Origin of the sequence: Erwinia tracheiphila, from assembly GCF_021365465.1 — a bacterium.
Lineage (GTDB): Bacteria > Pseudomonadota > Gammaproteobacteria > Enterobacterales > Enterobacteriaceae > Erwinia > Erwinia tracheiphila.
Map to the genome: position 1 here is coordinate 3354700 of NZ_CP089932.1, position 17962 is coordinate 3372661.

Here is a 17962-nt window from a genome sequence, read left to right on the forward strand (position 1 = left end):
GCCGCTCGGGATATTCTAAGCTTGGTGCTGGGCCGTTGGCTTTCAACCTTCACCTTTTAAGGATAAACAGGATGCATATTTTACTGACCGGCGGGACCGGCCTTATTGGTCGTCACCTTATCCCTCTCCTGTTAACTCAGGGCCATCAGGTGAGCGTGGTGACACGCAATGTCGCAGCTGCACGCGAAAAACTGGATAAGCGCGTTAATTTGTGGTCAGAACTGACGCAGCAGCGCGATTTAAATGGTATTGATGCGGTGATTAATCTGGCAGGGGAACCCATCGCAGACAAGCGCTGGACCGAACAGCAAAAGCAGCGACTTTGCCAGAGTCGCTGGCAAATCACCGGACAGCTGGCAGCCTTAATTAAAGACAGTGATTGCCCTCCTGTCGTGTTTATTTCCGGCTCGGCCACGGGCTATTACGGTAACTGCGGCGAAACGATCCTGACGGAGCAGGATACAGGCAGGGATGAGTTTACTCACCGACTCTGCGCCAAGTGGGAAGCACTGGCGCTCGGTGCTGACAGCGAAAGAACCCGGGTCTGCCTTCTACGCACTGGCGTCATTCTGTCAAAAAAAGGGGGGGCGCTTGGCAAAATGAAACTCCCTTTCCAGTTTGGCATCGGCGGTCCGCTGGGAGACGGCAGGCAGTACATGCCCTGGATCCATATTGATGACATGATCGATGCCATTCTGTGGTTGCTGAATAATGCACAGCTGCGCGGCGCGTTCAATATGGTGGCTCCTGGTAAGGTACGTAATGCGCAGTTTGCCGCCACGCTGGGACAGGCGATGCATCGCCCGGCACTGATACGCACGCCTGCAAGCGCCATTAAGTTGATGATGGGCGAATCATCGGTCCTGGTGCTGGGAGGACAGCAGGTCATCCCAAAACGGCTTGAAGAATCAGGTTTTATTTTCCGCTGGCCTCAGCTGGCCAGTGCGCTGGCCAATGTGATTTAACATACGCCATTTCAGGAAATTATCCTGCCTGTGGCCAGCCGGGCAGCGATGTATTGCTGGCACCAGCTCAGGCTGGCAGCGACGACCAGGGATGAATGAAAAATGAGCAACAGTTCTGGTCGGTAAAAAATCTGACGCCCATAAGGCTTTTTTTAAATGCCGCTACGGGCGTCCTGCATAACGAAAGCATTTATTTTCAGGGGATCTGCCCGATGATGCAGGGACAACCACCTCCTGATGCAAGGCTGGTTTTTTCTGAACATGGCGGTATCAGAGTGAAACCATTGCACTGCCATTAACAACTCTGCCTGACCTTCGCTGGATTACTTCAGCGTACCCGAAAGAAACTGCTGTAAACGCGGACTTTTCGGTTGGGTAAACAGCTCGTGCGGCGGGCATTCTTCCTCTATTTTTCCCTGGTGCAGAAAAATAACATGGTTAGAAACATGACGGGCAAACTTCATTTCATGGGTCACGACCACCATGATTTCTCTTCTTCCGCCAGTTTCTGCATGATTCTCAATACTTCGCCCACCAGATCAGGATCGAGTGCGGATGTTGGTTCATCAAACAGCAGCACTTCCGCTCCATCGCCAGCGCACGGGTAATGGACACGCGCTGCTGCTGACCGCCAGAAAGGTTAACCGGATACTTTGCTCGGACGCGCTCGTCAATCCCCACTTTGTCCAGGTAGCGAATAGCCCGCTCCTGTGCTGCAATTACCGCACCAAAAAAAGCAAAACGCGGAGAGTTATGCACCCTGCCAGCGCAAAAAAAGATCGTTCTCAAGGGTAATGTCAAACTGGTCCAGCACGCGGTTCACGGTCTGATCAACAATGTCCATCATGCTCTCAGGCTTGTGATAGAAAGCAGGAACCGGCGGCATAATAATTGCGCCCAATTCAGCGGCTGCGGTCATCATGCGCAAATGCCCAAGATGCAGCGGAGTTTCACGTACGCACAACACCAGCTTGCGTCGTTCTTTCAGCATCACGTCAGCAGCGCGCGTCAGCAGTCCATCACTGTAGCTGTGAACGATGCCGGAAAGGGTTTTTATCGAGCAGGGCAGAATTGCCATTCCATCCGTTTTGAACGACCCGGAAGAGATACTCGCTGCGATATCCCGCGCATCATGAACCACATCAGCCAGGGCCTGCACCTCGCGCAATGTGTAATCACTCTCGAGAGCCAGCGTCTGCCGGGCTGCATGGCTTATTACCAGATGCTTTTCCACATCTGCAACCTGCTGTAAGATTTGCAGCGTACGAATACCGTAAATCACGCCGCTGGCACCAGAGATACCAATAATCAATCGTCGCATCAGATTCCCTCTTGGTTTCAGCCCCGTTTGTAAAAGTAAAAATGGGCCAGGATTACGCCCGGCCCATTATAGTACCTGTTACAGCATCCGAGGACATCAGCCTTCGTTATGCATTTCCAGGTTCTCCACCTCATTTTGACGGGCCAGCGATTTAGCATCGTCATTACGCAGTGACTGAAGGTATTCCAGATATTGCTGATCGACGTCTTTCGTCACGTACACGCCGTTAAACACAGAACATTCAAATTGCGCGATATCCGGGTTTTCTTCCCGCACTGCATCAATCAGATCGTTGAGATCCTGGAAAATCAAGGCATCCGCCCCAATCAGCTGGCGGATCTCTTCAACTTCACGACCGTGAGCAATCAGCTCGGTGGCGCTAGGCATATCAATCCCGTAGACGTTGGGAAAGCGGATCTCAGGGGCGGCAGAGGCCAGATACACTTTTTTTGCTCCCGCTTCGCGCGCCATTTCGATGATCTGTTCAGAGGTTGTGCCGCGCACAATGGAGTCATCTACCAGCAGAACATTTTTATCACGGAACTCTGCGCGGTTAGCGTTAAGCTTGCGACGAACCGCACTGCGGCGCAGATGCTGGCCCGGCATAATAAAAGTACGGCCAACATAGCGGTTTTTTACAAATCCCTGGCGATATGGCTTGTTAAGGATGCGCGCCATCTCCAGCGCAATATCACAGGAGGTTTCCGGGATGGGGATCACCACGTCTATATCCAGGTCTTCCCACTCGCGAGCGATTTTCTGGCCCAGCCGGGTTCCCATACGTACGCGAGCGCTGTATACGGAAATTTTATCCAGGAAGGAATCCGGCCGGGCAAAATAGACGTATTCAAACAGGCAGGGATTACATTTCGGGTTTTCCGCACACTGACGGGTGAAAAGCTGCCCTTTTTCCGTTACATAGACCGCTTCACCTGGGGCGACATCACGCAGGAACTCAAAGCCTAATGTATCCAGCGCTACGCTCTCAGACGCGACCATATATTCATTGCGGCCATCAGCCATGGGACGTTTGCCAATGACCAGTGGACGAATGCCGTTCGGATCGCGAAAAGCCACCAGACCGTGCCCGATAATCATTGAAACGCAGGCATACGCGCCGCGAACCTGCTGGTGCATCGCCGCAACCGCTGCAAAAATGTTCTCGGCTTCCAGCGGGTAATGTTGGAATCGATCCAGTTCAACGGCGAAAATATTGAGCAGGATTTCGGAATCAGAGGTGGTGTTAACGTGGCGACGTCCGCTCTCAAAAAGCTGCTTGCGCAGTTCGTGGGCGTTGGTGAGGTTCCCGTTGTGCGCAAGGGTAATTCCATAGGGTGAATTGACGTAAAAAGGCTGCGCCTCGGAAGCACTGGAGCTTCCCGCCGTCGGATAACGAACGTGACCAATGCCCATATTTCCCTGCATACGCTGCATGTGGCGGGCTTCAAAAACATCGCTGACCAGACCATTTGCTTTACGCAAACGAAAGCAGTTCTGAGCATCAATGGTGACAATGCCTGCGGCATCCTGCCCTCGGTGTTGTAGCACCGTTAACGCATCATAAATCGACTGGTTAACCGGCATAAAACCGGCGATCCCGACAATACCGCACATGTGGTCATTTCCTCATTAAGCCGCAACCCCGACGCCATTACCGGGGCAAAAAACTTGACGTACTCTTCAGATAGTCGAAAAACCATCTGATGATATAACTGAACTGGGGAACCAACTGGGATTGCTGCCAGTCAGGGCTTTTGGAAAAGCCAGTAAAGGTATCCAGAAAAAACAGGATGGCGGAAACAATCAGCACGCCACGCAATGCGCCAAAACAGACACCAAGCACTCTGTCGGTTCCCGACAGGCCGGTTTTTTCAACCAGTGAGCCAAGAACAAAGTTAACAATGGCACCCACGATGAGCGTGGCGATAAATAACACCGCAATGGCAATGCCATTTCGAACCAGTTCATCCTGGAAACCCGTGAACCAGACGGCAAGGAAAGAGTAGTAATGACTGGCAACAAAAAATGCGCAACCCCAAGTAACAAGGGATAATGCTTCCCGGACAAACCCACGAATCAGGCTGACCAGAGCCGAAAAACCAATAACTACAATAATGACGTAATCTATCCAGATCATGAACTCTTCCAGAGACAGTGTCCGCATCCAGTTCGGGGCGAATTCTAACAGAAAAAGAAAACGTTTGTGCAGGGTTTTCCTTTACCAAAATAACTAAAACAGCGCGTTAAAAATACCAGCAAAAATGCCAGACAGTTACCTGAAAGTGCCTTGTCAGTGGCCTGTTGGCAATTGACTGATTTACATCGGATAACCGATTGCGGCCAACTTGCTGTCAGCGTGTGCTGACCCTGACGGAAGCACACAGCTAAGATCCTGTTCCATCAGGCGTTATTGTCGCTGACAGTTTGAACACGGACAGCACGGAGGAACCGGAGCGTACACAAAGTACGTGAGGATTCCGGGCACTGCCCAGGTTCAAAATGGCAAGTAAAATAGCCTAATGGGACAGACTCTAAGGTAAAGACTATTACAGTAATAGCCTTTACCCAGCAAAATCAGCGTGGACTGTAGACTTTTACCTTGCCCTCAAGTTCCGAAAGTTCTTTCAATTTCGCTACCGAAGCCTGCATCTTCGCTTCGGAGGCATCCGGCCCGACATAAATACGGGTGATCTCTCCCTGAACCGGCGTGGAAGGCACGGTAAACGCGCGGTAACCCGACAACCGCAGTTTGGCAACAATCTCATTCACTTTACCGGCATTTTTAAGTGCCCCAAGCTGAACAACATAAGCCTGACCGGCTGGTGAACGCTCATCCACAGGGGCTTCAGTGGCCTGCGGAACATCGGGTTCAACTTTCGGCTGCATTTTGGGTTTTTCAACCAGTTTAGGCGCGACCTTCGCCGTATCTGGCTGTCGATTTTTTTCCACCGATTTTGCTCTCTCGACCGGTTTCTGCTGTACGGCCTGTGGCACAGGTGGCGTAACCAACGTGGGCTGGCTTGCCGACTGCGGCACCGTTGAACCGCTTTCCGCCTGAGAAGTATTACCGCTGTTACGCCCTTCCACCACGGTGCCCGCACCCTCGGGTGGGTGCACAGGCAGAGCCTGCGTGACGGGTGGCAGCGCTTCAGTTTCCTGTTGATCGCCGGGCTTTGGTACCAGAGGAATCGCCGCAAACTCCTCTTTATAGTGTTTTTTCTTACCGTCAAGCAAACCTGGCAGAACGATCACGCTCAGTGCCACGATGACCACAGTGCCGACTAGTCGGTTCTGAAATTTACTTGCCACTGCCCTTCTCCATTTCCAGCATTTCCATCACCTGCCCTACGGTATGAAATGAACCACACACCAGCACAATATCCTGAGCTAAGGCCTGCCTGCGTGCGTGCGCGAACGCATCAGCCACACAGGAAAAAGCATCGGCATCGGTCAAGTGCGCCATCAGCTCATCCGCACGGGCTCCGCGTGGCCCGTCCAGCGGGGCGCAGTACCAACGATCAATCTGTGGCTTCAGACAGGCCAGGGTTCCGGGAATATCTTTATCATGTAGCATACCAACCACGGCGTGAACGCTACCGTTCTTCGCCAGCCTGCCTAATTGCCCGGCAAGCCAAGCGGCGGCATGAGGATTGTGCGCCACATCGAGGATGATGCGGGGTGAGTCAGAGATCGTTTGAAAACGTCCCGTCACCACAACCTTATCCAGCCAGTGACGGATGATGGCCGGGTCGATATCCAAAGAAGAGGCACGCAGCGCTGCCAGCACGGTTGCCGCGTTGGGCAATGGGATTTGCGGCAGGGGCAGCCCTGCAAGATCGCCCCTGTCGTCATGAAAACACCAGTCATTTTCACCGACGGTATAAGACCATGCCTGACCTTCTCTGAGCAGCGTGGCCCCGACCGATTTCGCAACCTCTGCGATTGAAAGGGGCATATCCGGTTCACCCACCACAGCAGGTTTACCACTGCGAAATATGCCTGCTTTTTCACGCCCTATGCTTTCGCGATCCGGGCCAAGATAATCGGTATGGTCCAGGGCAATACTGGTAATCACTGCAATATCAGCATTGACGATATTCGTCGCATCCAGCCGGCCTCCCAGCCCCACTTCAAGGATCACCACGTCCAGCGCCAACTGTTTAAACAAGGCGAGAGCTGACAGCGTGCTGTATTCAAAATAGGTCAAAGAGATATTGCCACGTCCCGCTTCAATTCGCGCAAAGGACGCCGTGTGATCGGACTCTGCCAGTTCAGCACCCTGTACCCGAACACGCTCGGTGTAGCGCAGTAAATGCGGGGAGCTGTATACGCCCACCCGATAGCCCGCCGCCAGAAGCAGCGTTTCCAGCATGCGGCAGGACGTGCCTTTACCGTTGGTTCCGGCCACGGTGAATATAAAGGGGGCAGGCGTCAGCAGATCAAGTTGTTGTGCCACCTGAGCAATACGCTCCAGGCCAGGATCAACGGATTGCCCATGCAGATTCTCAAGATAATGAAGCCACGTGACCAAAGATGACGTAGCTTGAGGAATGGTGTCCATTTTTCCCGTCCACAAGGTTGCGGTTCATGGGAGAAAGGAGCCGTCGGCTCCTTTCGATTATCACTCAGGCTTCATGACTCTGCTGCGTTTCTTGCGTAGCCACCGGGAACAGAATTTCCTCCTGTGGCTCTGGCAGATTCATCATCCGGGACAATACCCCTGCCAGTTTTAACCGCATCACAGGACGGCGCACAATCATATCAATGGCACCTTTTTCAATCAGAAATTCACTCCGCTGGAAGCCCGGTGGCAATTTCTCACGTACCGTCTGCTCAATAACACGCGGGCCAGCAAAGCCGATTAATGCCTTGGGTTCTGCAATATTCAGGTCGCCGAGCATGGCAAAACTGGCCGAAACACCGCCCATGGTAGGGTCGGTCAGCACAGAGATATAAGGCAGGCCACGCGCCTGCATTTTTGCCAACGCGGCGCTGGTTTTTGCCATCTGCATCAGCGACATCAGCGCTTCCTGCATGCGCGCACCGCCAGAAGCAGAAAAACAAATCATCGGACAGTTATCTTCCAGCGCCTGCTCAACAGCACGAACAAACCGCGCCCCCACTACAGAACCCATTGAACCGCCCATAAAAGAGAATTCAAACGCAGCAGCCACCACGGGCATATCACAGAGGGTGCCTTTCATCACAATGAGCGCGTCTTTCTCATCAGTCTCTTTTTGCGCACTGGCAAGGCGATCTTTGTATTTCTTGGAGTCACGGAATTTGAGCAAATCCTTGGGTTCCAGCTCACTGCCCAGTTCAACAAGCGAGCCTTCATCCAGCAGACTATGCAGGCGCTGACGGCCATGCATACGCATGTGATGATCGCATTTTGGACAGACCTCAAGATTGCGTTCCAGTTCGGCACGGTAGAGCACCTGTCCGCAACTGTCGCATTTGGTCCAGACACCTTCCGGAATGCTGGCTTTACGTGAGGGGGAGATGGTGCTCTTGTTAAGAATTCGTTCAATCCAGCTCATTGATGACCTGTTCTGTTGTTTATTGTGCTAAATCATATGCTTAACACATATTATCGTCTGAAAAACAGGCATTATTACACCACAAATCACTACATCGCGCTACTCATTCATCAAGCTTCCAGAGGCGAGTTCAAACGATTCTGTGACAAAAGCGTATCAGAGGAATCAAACATTAACCGTTCAGTTTCAAGTTGCTATCGCTTTGAAGCGACTCTCCCTTTTAAAGTGACAGACTGCTAACTCGCCTGATGCGGTGGTGATATTATTGCGTTTCATTCTCTTCTGAGCTTAATCACCGGCGATAAATTCATTGCCATTCTGATATATATGCACTTCTGTGCCATCGTTTGGACCAAACTTTTCCTGGTGTTTAATATGACTTAGAGGAGCGGGAATATGCCTGTTAACTATGACTCGCATCTGACTTTTATTGTTCTCCAATAATTTATTATTTAACAGCTCGGTTAGGGACATACCAATACTCTCGGTGGCGTATACAAATCCATTACCCCTCGATTTGTTTCCTTGTACCCGATTGAGATAATAATCAAAATCTTTTTTACTAACACCTGTATTATCACCATTAGCCTTGTTAAAATGCTGCAACATACAGAAAACAAGACTTTCAATATAGCCGCCTGGCATTGATAATTTTTCTTTATTTACACCTCCTGCTACTATTGCGTAAAGCTGGCTTTTATTGGGCCTTATTTCTCTGAAAGAAGGAGCAGAGTCTGGCTGCGCTGTGCTCTCCTTATTTTCATGACTGAACTTTACCCCCTGATCTTTCGATGTATCAAATAAGTCATTTTTGTTAATTGCAACAGTTTTGAACTTATCCAAGAAAGTGCTCGTCGGTTCACTTTTTTTATTTTCCTCGTGTTGAACTGTTTTTTTTACGCTGCCATTATTTTTTGATTGAGCCATCATTCGCTCAGTGATTGCAATTCCCTCATCCATGATTGTTTTAAATTGTTCCCCTGAAACCACTGCATTCCCTGGCTCAGATGAAAACCTGGGAGGGAACAGATTTGGTGCAACGGCCATAGCAAGCGCATAAGGGGGCGCTTCTTCACGTGGTGTCTCTCTGAGGGCAACATATATTTCAGATAGCGCAGTCAGGATTAACTGAAACTCATCCTTCCCGCATTTATTTTCGGATTTGCTTTCTGTCTTCCATACTTTAACTATTATATCGTGCAAATTACCACCTGAATTTAACACTTCTGCAGTGGCTTTCATATCAAGATTACCGTTAATTCTTTTTAGCTCTTTTAATAACATATAAGCAGCAACGATGGCCCCGCCCTTATCACTTTGTAAAAATGATTGTGTTTCTTCTGGATTTAACTTATCACTTTCTAATTCTTTGATTTTTCCGGGATGAGGTGACACCCGAAAAATACCGTTTACATCATTATCCTTAATTTTGATTAAAATAAAATTTTTGTAAAGATTGATTAACTCTGCTTTCTTATTATGGCTTGTTTCTAACTGACTTTCCCGAACCCACTGACTTTTCTGAACTTCATGGCTTCCCTGGCACCTGACGCAAGGAATTAATTTTAGAAATGTATTGCTCACCATCCGCAAACATGACAACAGTCTGGAAGAAAATTTTTTACCCTCCTCCCAATTTGGCCTTGTGATTGAACCGCTGATGATTTCCGTATTTGGAAATATGGCAGCACTTTTTCCATTTATAACAGACATAATTTTTCCACCTTATTTTTCCTGTAAAGCTTACAGTAAACCCATAAGCTGGCATCTTTACTTTCAAAAAACGCTTTTTCTCAGCTGACATTTCTTTAGCGACTGCTTTGAAGTCTTCCGTTTCAGGGCAGTTCTGACACAACGTCGGTTCGAAACGTCTGCCGGGCAAGGTCGGCTTAACTTATCTGGCGATAAGAATTAACTGATATTTGCGTTCAATGAAAAAAAATGTTAAGGCATCAGGTGCAGATTTATCGCAACAGATGTAATATGCCTAACTGCCGCGCTATTTAAAGGCAAAATTCATGAATATTATCCACTGATCTTCCATGGAAACATAAATTAAGGCAAATGAAAAAATGAAAAGTAAGATGATGATGAGTTCGCTGCTATTAGGGGGAATAGTGATGTCTACCAGCGCGATGGCTTTACCTGCGGTAAAAGATAGCGTAGCCCAGTTAATTAATCAGCGTCTCTCTTATATGAAAGACGTCGCTGGTTACAAGGCAAAAAATCATCTGCCTGTGGAAGATTTAACCCAGGAAGACAAGGTGTTGTCTGACTCAGTGGCCATTGCTGAGAAGTCGGGACTGGATGGTGAATCCGTAAAACCATTTATTCATGCGCAAATGGACGCGGCTAAAGCCATTCAATATCGCTATCGGGCTGACTGGCTATCACAAAGGGAAAGTGGCTGGCAACCTGCTCCGCTTGATCAGGTGAGAGTTAAAATTAGCGCGCTGAACAGCGAGATACTAGCGGATATTAGCGCAAACCTTAAACACGGTGTCAACTTCACGGACAAGCAGGCCTTTATGCAGGCTATTGCCCAGAAAAACTTAGCACCTGCGGATAAAAAACAGCTGTGGCATTCCCTGCAAAAAATTACGCTTAAACAGTAAATTATCTTGTCAGTGGCATCACCACACTCTGACCGATAAAAGAACTGAAAACACCACCGTCGGGCTTTCCCACTCGCGGCTACGCCGGGCCTTTTGCCGATACTGAATTTTGCAACTGACCTTAAGTTTTATTGGTCTGAACGCGTTTCTCACTGGCACAGGACCTTATAAGGCCCTGTTATATTGGTTGAAAGTAGGAACGCCAAACCATCGTGGAATATGACTGGTGGCTAGCTGGCCAGTGCCAGAGCATACGCTCTGGCACCAGAATAAAAAAACGGCCGTTATGATTTTTGTTTTTTTCCCGCAAGGCGATGACGCACAATTTCCACTATTCCGGGCAGAATGGAAACCAGGATGATCCCCACGATCAGATAATGAATATTTTGTTGCACCGCAGGCAGGTTACCGAAGAAATAGCCAGCGTAGGAGAACAGCAGAACCCACAGCAGTCCACCAGTAACGTTATAAAACGCAAAATGCCGATAGGACATATTGCCCATTCCCGCAACGAAAGGGGCAAAAGTGCGGACAATCGGAACAAAGCGCGAGAGAATGATGGTTTTGCCACCGTGACGCTCATAGAACTGGTGCGTTTTATCCAGATAGCTCCGGCGGAAAATTTTTGAATTCGGGTTGCTGAACAGTTTGTCACCGAACAGCCGACCAATTGTGTAGTTCACCGTATCACCCGCAATGGCCGCCACGCACAGTAACCCCGCCATCAAATACACGTTAAGGGCACTGTCAGGAATTGCCGCCAGCGCTCCGGCAACAAACAGCAGCGAGTCACCCGGTAAAAACGGCGTGACAATTAACCCCGTTTCACAAAACAGAATCAGGAACAATATGGCATAAATCCAGACGCCGTACTGCGCAACCATCGCTTGCAAATGGACATCAATGTGCAGAATAAAATCAATAACGGTGTGAATCAGTTCCATAGGTGTTTCCTTGATACTCCAGGTCAGATTTAATCCGCAAGGAACAATGGCCCCATTGGCGGACGTGGTAAATCGAAACATTCAGGGTAATCAACCGCCACCAGATAAAGCCCTTCAGCTCTGGCGGTTGCAGCAGCCAGCGTGCGGTCTTTTGCCGCCAGCAATTCTGCCATCCAGCTTTCCTGCTGATTTCCACAGCCTATTTCCATCAGACTGCCAACAATATTGCGAACCATATGGTGAACAAACGCATTGGCTTTGATATCCACTACCACCCATACGCCGTGTCGACTGACATTCAGGTGCATCACATTGCGCCAGGGCGTACGCGACTGGCACTGCACGGCACGAAACGAGGTGAAATCATTTTCACCCAGCAACGCCTGTCCTGCCCGCTGCATTTTCTGCACATCCAGAGGATGATAAAAATGCGTCACGCCACCATGCAGGATCGCTGGTCGTAAACGTTGGTTGTAAATAACATAACGGTAGCGCCGAGCCGTAGCACTAAAACGGGCGTGGAAATCGTCCGGTACCGCTTTAACCCAGCGAACCGCAATATCATCCGGCAGGTTGGCATTCACCCCCAATGTCCAGGCTGTATCCTTACGCAACACGGTGGTATCAAAATGGACAACCTGACCGGTACCATGCACGCCAGCGTCTGTTCGCCCCGCACAGAAAACGGTGACGGGATGCGCGGCGACGCTGGAAAGCGCTTTTTCAAGCTTTTCCTGTACGCTCCGAACTTCCTGCTGACGCTGCCAGCCATAATAACGGGCACCGTCATATTCGATGCCCAACGCCAGCCTGAATACCGACGGCGCTGGGGCGAGATCTGACATCACCAGAAGAACTCCTGCACCAGTTTTTCCGCGGTTTTGACTGCCATGAGTGCGCCGCCATAACAGACGTTATCCGCTACCGACCAGAATTGCAGCATTTCCGGCACGCCATAGTCATTGCGCAGGCAGCCAATGCTAAGGTGTACGTTGCCGGAGGCATCTCCTACCTGAGTGGGGTAATCATCCTCCTCAGACAGCACAATATCTTCGGCCTGCATCAGTACCTCACGCGCTTCTTCAGCCGATAACGGGCGAAGATTATCGAGATGCACAATCTGCGCATTGCCATAGAAAACCGGTGCCTGAACGGTACTCACCGTGATCGGCAGCCCCTCATCCTGCATGACTTTACGTACCTGATCGACCAGACGGCGCTCGTGCAGCACGCTGCCCTCAGCATCAGCCAGTAACGGCAGCATATTGAAAGCCAGCTGCCGACCAAAAAAATTATCCTCTGCAGGCAGGCCATTTAATAAACGAGCGCTCTCGCCTGCCAGCGAATCGACAGCGGCTTTTCCGTGGGAGGACGCAGCAATCAGGTTAGTTACCTGCAAACGCCCCACTCCAGCCCGATCCACCAGCGGCTTGATTGCGCAAAGTAGCTGGCTGGTCAGGCTATCTGCAACGCTGATGATATTGCGGTTACGGTAGTCCGCCAGCACCTGCGAATTCACCTCCGGTATCACCAGCGGCACATCCGGCTCCAGTGCAAAGCAATCGCTGGTGTCAATCACCAGACAACCGGCGTTCGCCGCATCTTCTGCGTAGCACGCCGACGCGTCACGCCCAGCGACAAAAAACGCCAGCTGCACCTGAGACCAGTCAAATTGACTGGCAGCCGTGACCGACAACGTTCGACCTTCAAAGCGAAAGTTTTCACCGACGCTACATTCACTGGCCAGCAAATACAACTCACCAACCGGGAACTGGCGTTCTGCCAGTAGCTCCAGTAACGCTCCCCCTACTGCGCCTGTCGCGCCCAATAGCGCAATATTCCAGCCGTCAGACATGTTGGTTTACTCCAGACATTGGCACAAAAACATAAGGCGGTGACAGCACCGCCCAGGAAATAAGATTATTCACAACACCTTATGGCAACCTTAGGAAGCATCCGCGCTTTCAGGATGACGTCAGGAAAACAGCATTAAAGCCCAGTTTTGACAATAAAGTGGTAGCCTCACGCGAGTCGCACATCACCTCAAGCGAAGACCATTCCCGACGTTCCTGATAATTTTTACGCAGTCGATCAAACTCCCCTTTATGCGCGGCGACCTTCCGCAACAGCGCATCATCGCGACGCACATCATACACCAGATGAACCAGTCTTTTTAGCGCGGGTTGATCAAGCTCACCATGCAACGATACGCGACGAAATTCTGGTACGGGCAGGAGCGTATCCAGTGCTATCTGCTGGGACTGACCTAAAAATGCGCTCCAGGCTTCAAAAACCTGGGTGGTTCCGCGAGCTTTGCCTTCCAGCGTGTAGCCCGCAATGTGTGCAGTGGCGATATCCGCTTTTTCCAGCAGTGGAAGAGAGATTTCTGGTTCCGGCTCCCACACATCCAGCACCACGCTCAGGTCGTGGCGCTCCTGGAGGACCCTCAGCAAAGCGACATTATCCACCACCGAACCGCGGCAGGCGTTAATCAGAATGGTTCCGGGTTTAAGCGCACGCAGCAGCGCGTCGTCTACCAGATGCAGTGTCTGATAATTTCCGTACCTGAATAATGGCGTGTGGAAAGTGAGAATATCAGCCTGGCTAACCAGCGTGGCAAGCGGCAAGAAATCGCCTTCCTCACCACGATCAGCGCGGGGAGGATCGCATAACAACGTGCGCACCCCCAACGCCTCAAGCCGTGCCTGCAAACGACTGCCAACATTCCCGACACCGATAATGCCAACGGTGCGGTCCTTAAGCTGGAAACTGTCCCGTTCGGCCAGCATCAATAGCGCCGAGAAGACATATTCCACTACGGCGATGGCATTACAGCCCGGCGCAGCCGAGAAGGCGATATCCTGCTCCCTCAGCCAGCTTTCATCAATATGATCGGTCCCGGCGGTTGCGGACCCCACAAACCTGACCGACTTACCCTTTAATAGCTCTGCATTGACCGGCGTGACCGATCGCACCATCAGCCCGTCAGCATCATTCAACTCGTGCTGCGGTATGGGGCGTCCCGGTACGGCAACAACCGTCCCCGTACGGCTGAACAGTTCATGGGCATAGGGCATATTTTCATCAACGAGGATTTTGAGCTCTTTCTTCGTTTCTGGCACGGTTAACCTCCTGTGGGTATCGCTGCTGCATATCTGAACGTAATAGCAAGAAAGCCTTTAAAAAAAATTGCAATAAATTTATCACATCCCGGCAGAGTAAAAGCATACGTTCCTGTTTCAGGCGTAATCGTCAAAGAGGCGGGTGCTAGACCCGGGACGCTGCCCCGCATCGACTATCGGGAGCGTCAGATCAGATAGAAATATTCAGGCCATTTCACTACCGTGTCAGATTCCACTCTGCAAGGCAGTAAATGTGCCTGCCAGGGGTGCTTATTAATAAATGGCATGTTAAGTACGGAGCAAAACCCCTTGCAGTCGGTTTCAGAAAACAGCAGCCCCAGCAATAATATCAACAGGATAGGGCGTGTTGTTTAAGGCAGTGAAAAAGCTCCCGGCCTGTTCCCGACATGGCACGCCCGGACGCTGACCTGCAATAGCGCCAAATCGTGCAATCAACGAACGTCGAACAGCTTGAGGTTTCAGAATTCCAGCAGGTTGCCCCGTAAAATATTTCCCCACATCTGGCTGCGATCTCTACCTATCCCCAAGCGGGATTGTTATCATGCTGTTTCACCCTGTTCCGGCGCGCCCCGGATGTTGATCGATCAGTTAAGGATTTTGCCATGCAACCGCTTAGTGGCCCCGGTGCGCCGATTACCGGCGTTCGTACAACGGTCGATGTCAGACCGGCGACGCTGTCATCCGGCCCCGGAGATCAACCGCTATCACCTGCCCAGCGCACCACGCTGGAGAAGTTGATCATTAAGATTGTGTCGCTCAGTTCGCTAAAAGCCGCGGAACTGTGGGCTGGTGTGCATCACGAAGTGGGGGTGAAGAATGATGCAGGTCTGCTTTCGCGTCATTTTTCCGTAGCCGAGCAGTTTCTTACCGAACGGCTGGCGCAGGTGCAAACCACACACGCAACCCGCCAGCTCTTTCAACAGTTAACCGACCTGCTACCACAGGGTAATAATCGCCAGGCCGTCAGTGATTTTATTCGCCAGCAGTTTGGTCATACCGTGCTCAGTACGCTGACCCCGGACCAGCTGCGCCAGGTACTGACTATGTTGCAAAATAGCCAGATGACGATCCCTCAACCACAGCAGAATCATATAACCGATCGCACTCTGCTGCCTGCCGAATATCATACGCTGAATCAACAGATGGCAAAGCTGGCTGCTGCCACTGGCGAGCACCCGGTGAAACTGTGGGCGGCGGTATTGAAAATGGTCAACCTGCACAGTGGCGATCCCATTCCTTCGCGGGTTTTCCCCCTGCTGACCCAGTATCTTCAGGCCAGTCAAATGCTGAACCAGCATAGTGCGCCCACGCTCTCGCACCTGCTTTCTGCCCTGAAAGTGCCCCCCGATCATGCGGAACAAAAAATGCTGGAAGACGCCAGTCAGCAACGTTTCCAGCTGCCTCCCCAGGCGGCACTTACTCCCGCCCAGGCACAGGATTTGATTAACCTGTTTTTTGCCCGGCGAGCCGAGCGATTACACGAGCAGCCAGTAAGCGCAAGCGAAATGGATCCGCAGCCAATTGTTTCACCGCTTTGGACCTGGGTTCCTCCGAACCTGCAACCGCTGTTCTATCGTCCAGCAGTCACCGTCTTTGCCGCAGTGCTGCTGGTTTTTCTGATGTGGTTTTTTCTCTGAAGCCTGCCCGGACAGTACATTGACGCCAGGGTGCGCAGGGTGAGCGTGAAATGAACCCCGCCCGCCCCTGCTTAATTTCAGCTTCTCACCTGCAGTTATCAACGCCCGCTGGCGTGGTCTGCGTTGTCGGATATTCAAAAGCGGGCGTTAATAGCCTACGTTTCTGGTAAACATCACCACCAGATCTCCGAGCGTGGGTCTCAGGACAGGTTGTCGTTGCTGCGTCGGCTGAGGATATGTCTCATCTTGCCTGTCACCCTGGTTTTTGCCATGTGCCTTTCCCAATACCGCTCGCTGGGTGTCCTTAATTATCAGACGATGTGGTCTGTCTCATTTTTACCAGGAAACAAAAGGAAGACGTATCAGGCACGCAGCACTGTCTTTTCCACAGCACTGATAATAGCGATCCGTTTTTCAGAAACCGAACGGTGACATCAGCGGAGCATGACGGTGAAGCAATGTGTGATACGGCGCAGGAAAGCTGGAAAATCGCAGAAAAAAAGGTGGAAAAAAGAGGGGCACAGCAGCGCCCCGGAGAAAATCAGTTCAGCTTACGCATCACCAGAGTTGCGTTGGTGCCGCCAAAGCCGAAGCTGTTGGACATAACGGTTTTCAGCGGCTTGTTAACAGGCTGTGTAACAATATTCAGCCCTTCGGCCGCCGGATCAAGCTGGTCAATATTAATACTTGGAGCAATGAAGCCATGCTCTAACATCAGCAATGAATAGATTGCTTCCTGTACGCCGACCGCGCCCAGCGAGTGACCGGTCATAGATTTGGTTGCTGACATCGCGGGAGCAGCATCACCAAATACTTCACGAATAGCACCCAGCTCTTTCACATCGCCAATCGGCGTTGAGGTGCCATGCGTGTTGAGGTAGTCAACGGGAGTATCAACATCCTGCATCGCCATGCGCATACAGCGGATAGCTCCTTCGCCGGATGGGGCCACCATATCCGCGCCATCCGAGGTTGCGCCATAACCAACCACCTCAGCATAGATGTGTGCACCGCGCGCCAGTGCGTGCTCCAGTTCCTCGACCACCACCATGCCACCACCGCCAGCGATAACAAAACCGTCACGGCTGGCATCGTAGGTACGAGACGCTTTTTCCGGCGTCTCGTTATATTTGGTTGAAAGTGCACCCATCGCGTCAAATTCACAGGACATTTCCCAGCACAGCTCCTCGCCGCCGCCAGCAAAAACGATATCCTGCTTGCCTAACTGGATTTGCTCTACCGCATTACCGATACAGTGGGCGGAGGTCGCACAGGCCGAACTGATTGAGTAGTTCACACCGTGAATTTTAAACGGGGTGGCAAGGCAGGCTGAAACGCCGGAGGCCATGGCTTTGGTGACCATATAAGGGCCGACTCCGCGCAAGCCTTTTGCCCGCATACCATCCACGCTGGCTACCTGATAAAAAGGCGAGCCGCCGCCGGAACCAGCAAGCAGGCCAACTCGAGGATTATTTTGATACTGCTCAACGGTAAGACCAGAGTCTTTTACAGCCTCCAGCATTGAAATATAGGCATAGGCCGAGGCATCACTCATAAAGCGCAACACTTTGCGGTCAATGAGGCTGGCGATATCGTCTTTAGACAGCTTGACGTTCCCCCAGACGTGACTACGCATGCCGGAATCTTTCAGCTCCTGAGAGAAGGTAATGCCGGAACGTCCTTCGCGCAGAGATGCGAGAACTTCCTGCTGGTTATTACCAATGCTGGAAACGATCCCCAGACCAGTAATCACTGCTCGTTTCATTCAATACCTCATTTACCACTTACGTTTGGATT

The 17962-nt window shown here is 51.1% G+C and carries 15 protein-coding genes and 1 pseudogene; 3 read left to right on the forward strand and 13 right to left on the reverse strand.

Annotated elements, in window-relative coordinates:
• Window positions 1-71: 71 nt before the first annotated feature.
• Window positions 72-965: a TIGR01777 family oxidoreductase gene (locus tag LU633_RS17495; protein WP_016190022.1), complete on the forward strand. Its 894-nt coding sequence runs from the start codon at window positions 72-74 to the stop codon at window positions 963-965.
• A gap of 323 nt (window positions 966-1288) precedes the next feature.
• On the opposite strand, the pseudogene LU633_RS17500 reads toward LU633_RS17495, so the two are convergent.
• From LU633_RS17500 to LU633_RS17535, 8 genes and pseudogenes are all read right to left on the reverse strand, one after another.
• Window positions 1289-1679 (reverse strand): annotated as a pseudogene (locus LU633_RS17500) (ATP-binding cassette domain-containing protein); the annotation flags it as partial.
• Between the two features lie 37 nt (window positions 1680-1716).
• Window positions 1717-2286, reverse strand: a complete 570-nt coding sequence (locus tag LU633_RS17505; protein ID WP_016190026.1) for a UbiX family flavin prenyltransferase — start codon at window positions 2284-2286, stop codon at window positions 1717-1719.
• Window positions 2287-2382: 96 nt separating this feature from the next.
• Window positions 2383-3900, reverse strand: a complete 1518-nt coding sequence (gene purF / locus LU633_RS17510) for an amidophosphoribosyltransferase (RefSeq protein ID WP_016190027.1) — start codon at window positions 3898-3900, stop codon at window positions 2383-2385.
• Window positions 3901-3937: 37 nt separating this feature from the next.
• Window positions 3938-4423, reverse strand: a complete 486-nt coding sequence (gene cvpA / locus LU633_RS17515) for a colicin V production protein (RefSeq protein ID WP_016190028.1) — start codon at window positions 4421-4423, stop codon at window positions 3938-3940.
• A 437-nt stretch (window positions 4424-4860) separates the two neighbouring features.
• Window positions 4861-5595 carry a cell division protein DedD gene (dedD, locus tag LU633_RS17520; protein WP_016190029.1) on the reverse strand — a complete coding sequence of 245 codons (735 nt, stop codon included), beginning with the start codon at window positions 5593-5595 and terminating at the stop codon, window positions 4861-4863.
• A complete protein-coding gene (gene folC / locus LU633_RS17525) occupies window positions 5585-6847 on the reverse strand; it encodes a bifunctional tetrahydrofolate synthase/dihydrofolate synthase (protein WP_016190030.1) in 1263 nt (420 codons plus the stop codon). Before folC ends, dedD begins: the two co-directional genes overlap by 11 nt.
• A 64-nt stretch (window positions 6848-6911) precedes the next feature.
• Window positions 6912-7826, reverse strand: a complete 915-nt coding sequence (accD, locus tag LU633_RS17530; protein WP_016190031.1) for an acetyl-CoA carboxylase, carboxyltransferase subunit beta — start codon at window positions 7824-7826, stop codon at window positions 6912-6914.
• A 288-nt stretch (window positions 7827-8114) separates the two neighbouring features.
• A complete protein-coding gene (locus LU633_RS17535; RefSeq protein ID WP_016190032.1) occupies window positions 8115-9539 on the reverse strand; it encodes a hypothetical protein in 1425 nt (474 codons plus the stop codon).
• Window positions 9540-9898: 359 nt separating this feature from the next.
• Between LU633_RS17535 and LU633_RS17540 the strand changes: the two genes are divergently transcribed.
• Window positions 9899-10441, forward strand: a complete 543-nt coding sequence (locus tag LU633_RS17540) for a chorismate mutase (protein WP_016190033.1) — start codon at window positions 9899-9901, stop codon at window positions 10439-10441.
• Between the two features lie 284 nt (window positions 10442-10725).
• Here the strand turns inward: LU633_RS17540 and LU633_RS17545 are convergent, their stop codons facing one another.
• The 4 genes from LU633_RS17545 to LU633_RS17560 all read right to left on the reverse strand — a co-directional run bounded on the left by LU633_RS17545 (window position 10726) and on the right by LU633_RS17560 (window position 14462).
• The gene (locus LU633_RS17545) at window positions 10726-11385 is read right to left on the reverse strand and encodes a DedA family protein (protein ID WP_016190034.1); all 660 of its coding nucleotides are present in this window, start codon (window positions 11383-11385) and stop codon (window positions 10726-10728) included.
• A gap of 29 nt (window positions 11386-11414) precedes the next feature.
• Window positions 11415-12230, reverse strand: a complete 816-nt coding sequence (gene truA, locus LU633_RS17550) for a tRNA pseudouridine(38-40) synthase TruA (protein ID WP_016190035.1) — start codon at window positions 12228-12230, stop codon at window positions 11415-11417.
• Entirely contained in the window at window positions 12230-13240 is a 1011-nt protein-coding gene (locus tag LU633_RS17555; RefSeq protein ID WP_016190036.1) for an aspartate-semialdehyde dehydrogenase, read from the reverse strand. The genes truA and LU633_RS17555 overlap by 1 nt, the downstream gene beginning before the upstream one ends.
• A 109-nt stretch (window positions 13241-13349) precedes the next feature.
• Window positions 13350-14462, reverse strand: a complete 1113-nt coding sequence (locus LU633_RS17560; protein ID WP_152664273.1) for a DUF3410 domain-containing protein — start codon at window positions 14460-14462, stop codon at window positions 13350-13352.
• A gap of 668 nt (window positions 14463-15130) precedes the next feature.
• On the opposite strand from LU633_RS17560, the gene flk reads away from it, so the two are divergent.
• Complete coding sequence (gene flk, locus LU633_RS17565) at window positions 15131-16165, forward strand: flagella biosynthesis regulator Flk (RefSeq protein WP_016190038.1); 1035 nt, start codon at window positions 15131-15133, stop codon at window positions 16163-16165.
• 541 nt (window positions 16166-16706) lie between these two features.
• Here flk and fabB read toward each other — a convergent pair.
• Window positions 16707-17930 (reverse strand): beta-ketoacyl-ACP synthase I, encoded by a 1224-nt coding sequence (gene fabB, locus LU633_RS17570; RefSeq protein ID WP_016190039.1) that lies wholly within the window; start codon window positions 17928-17930, stop codon window positions 16707-16709.
• Window positions 17931-17962: the final 32 nt, after the last annotated feature.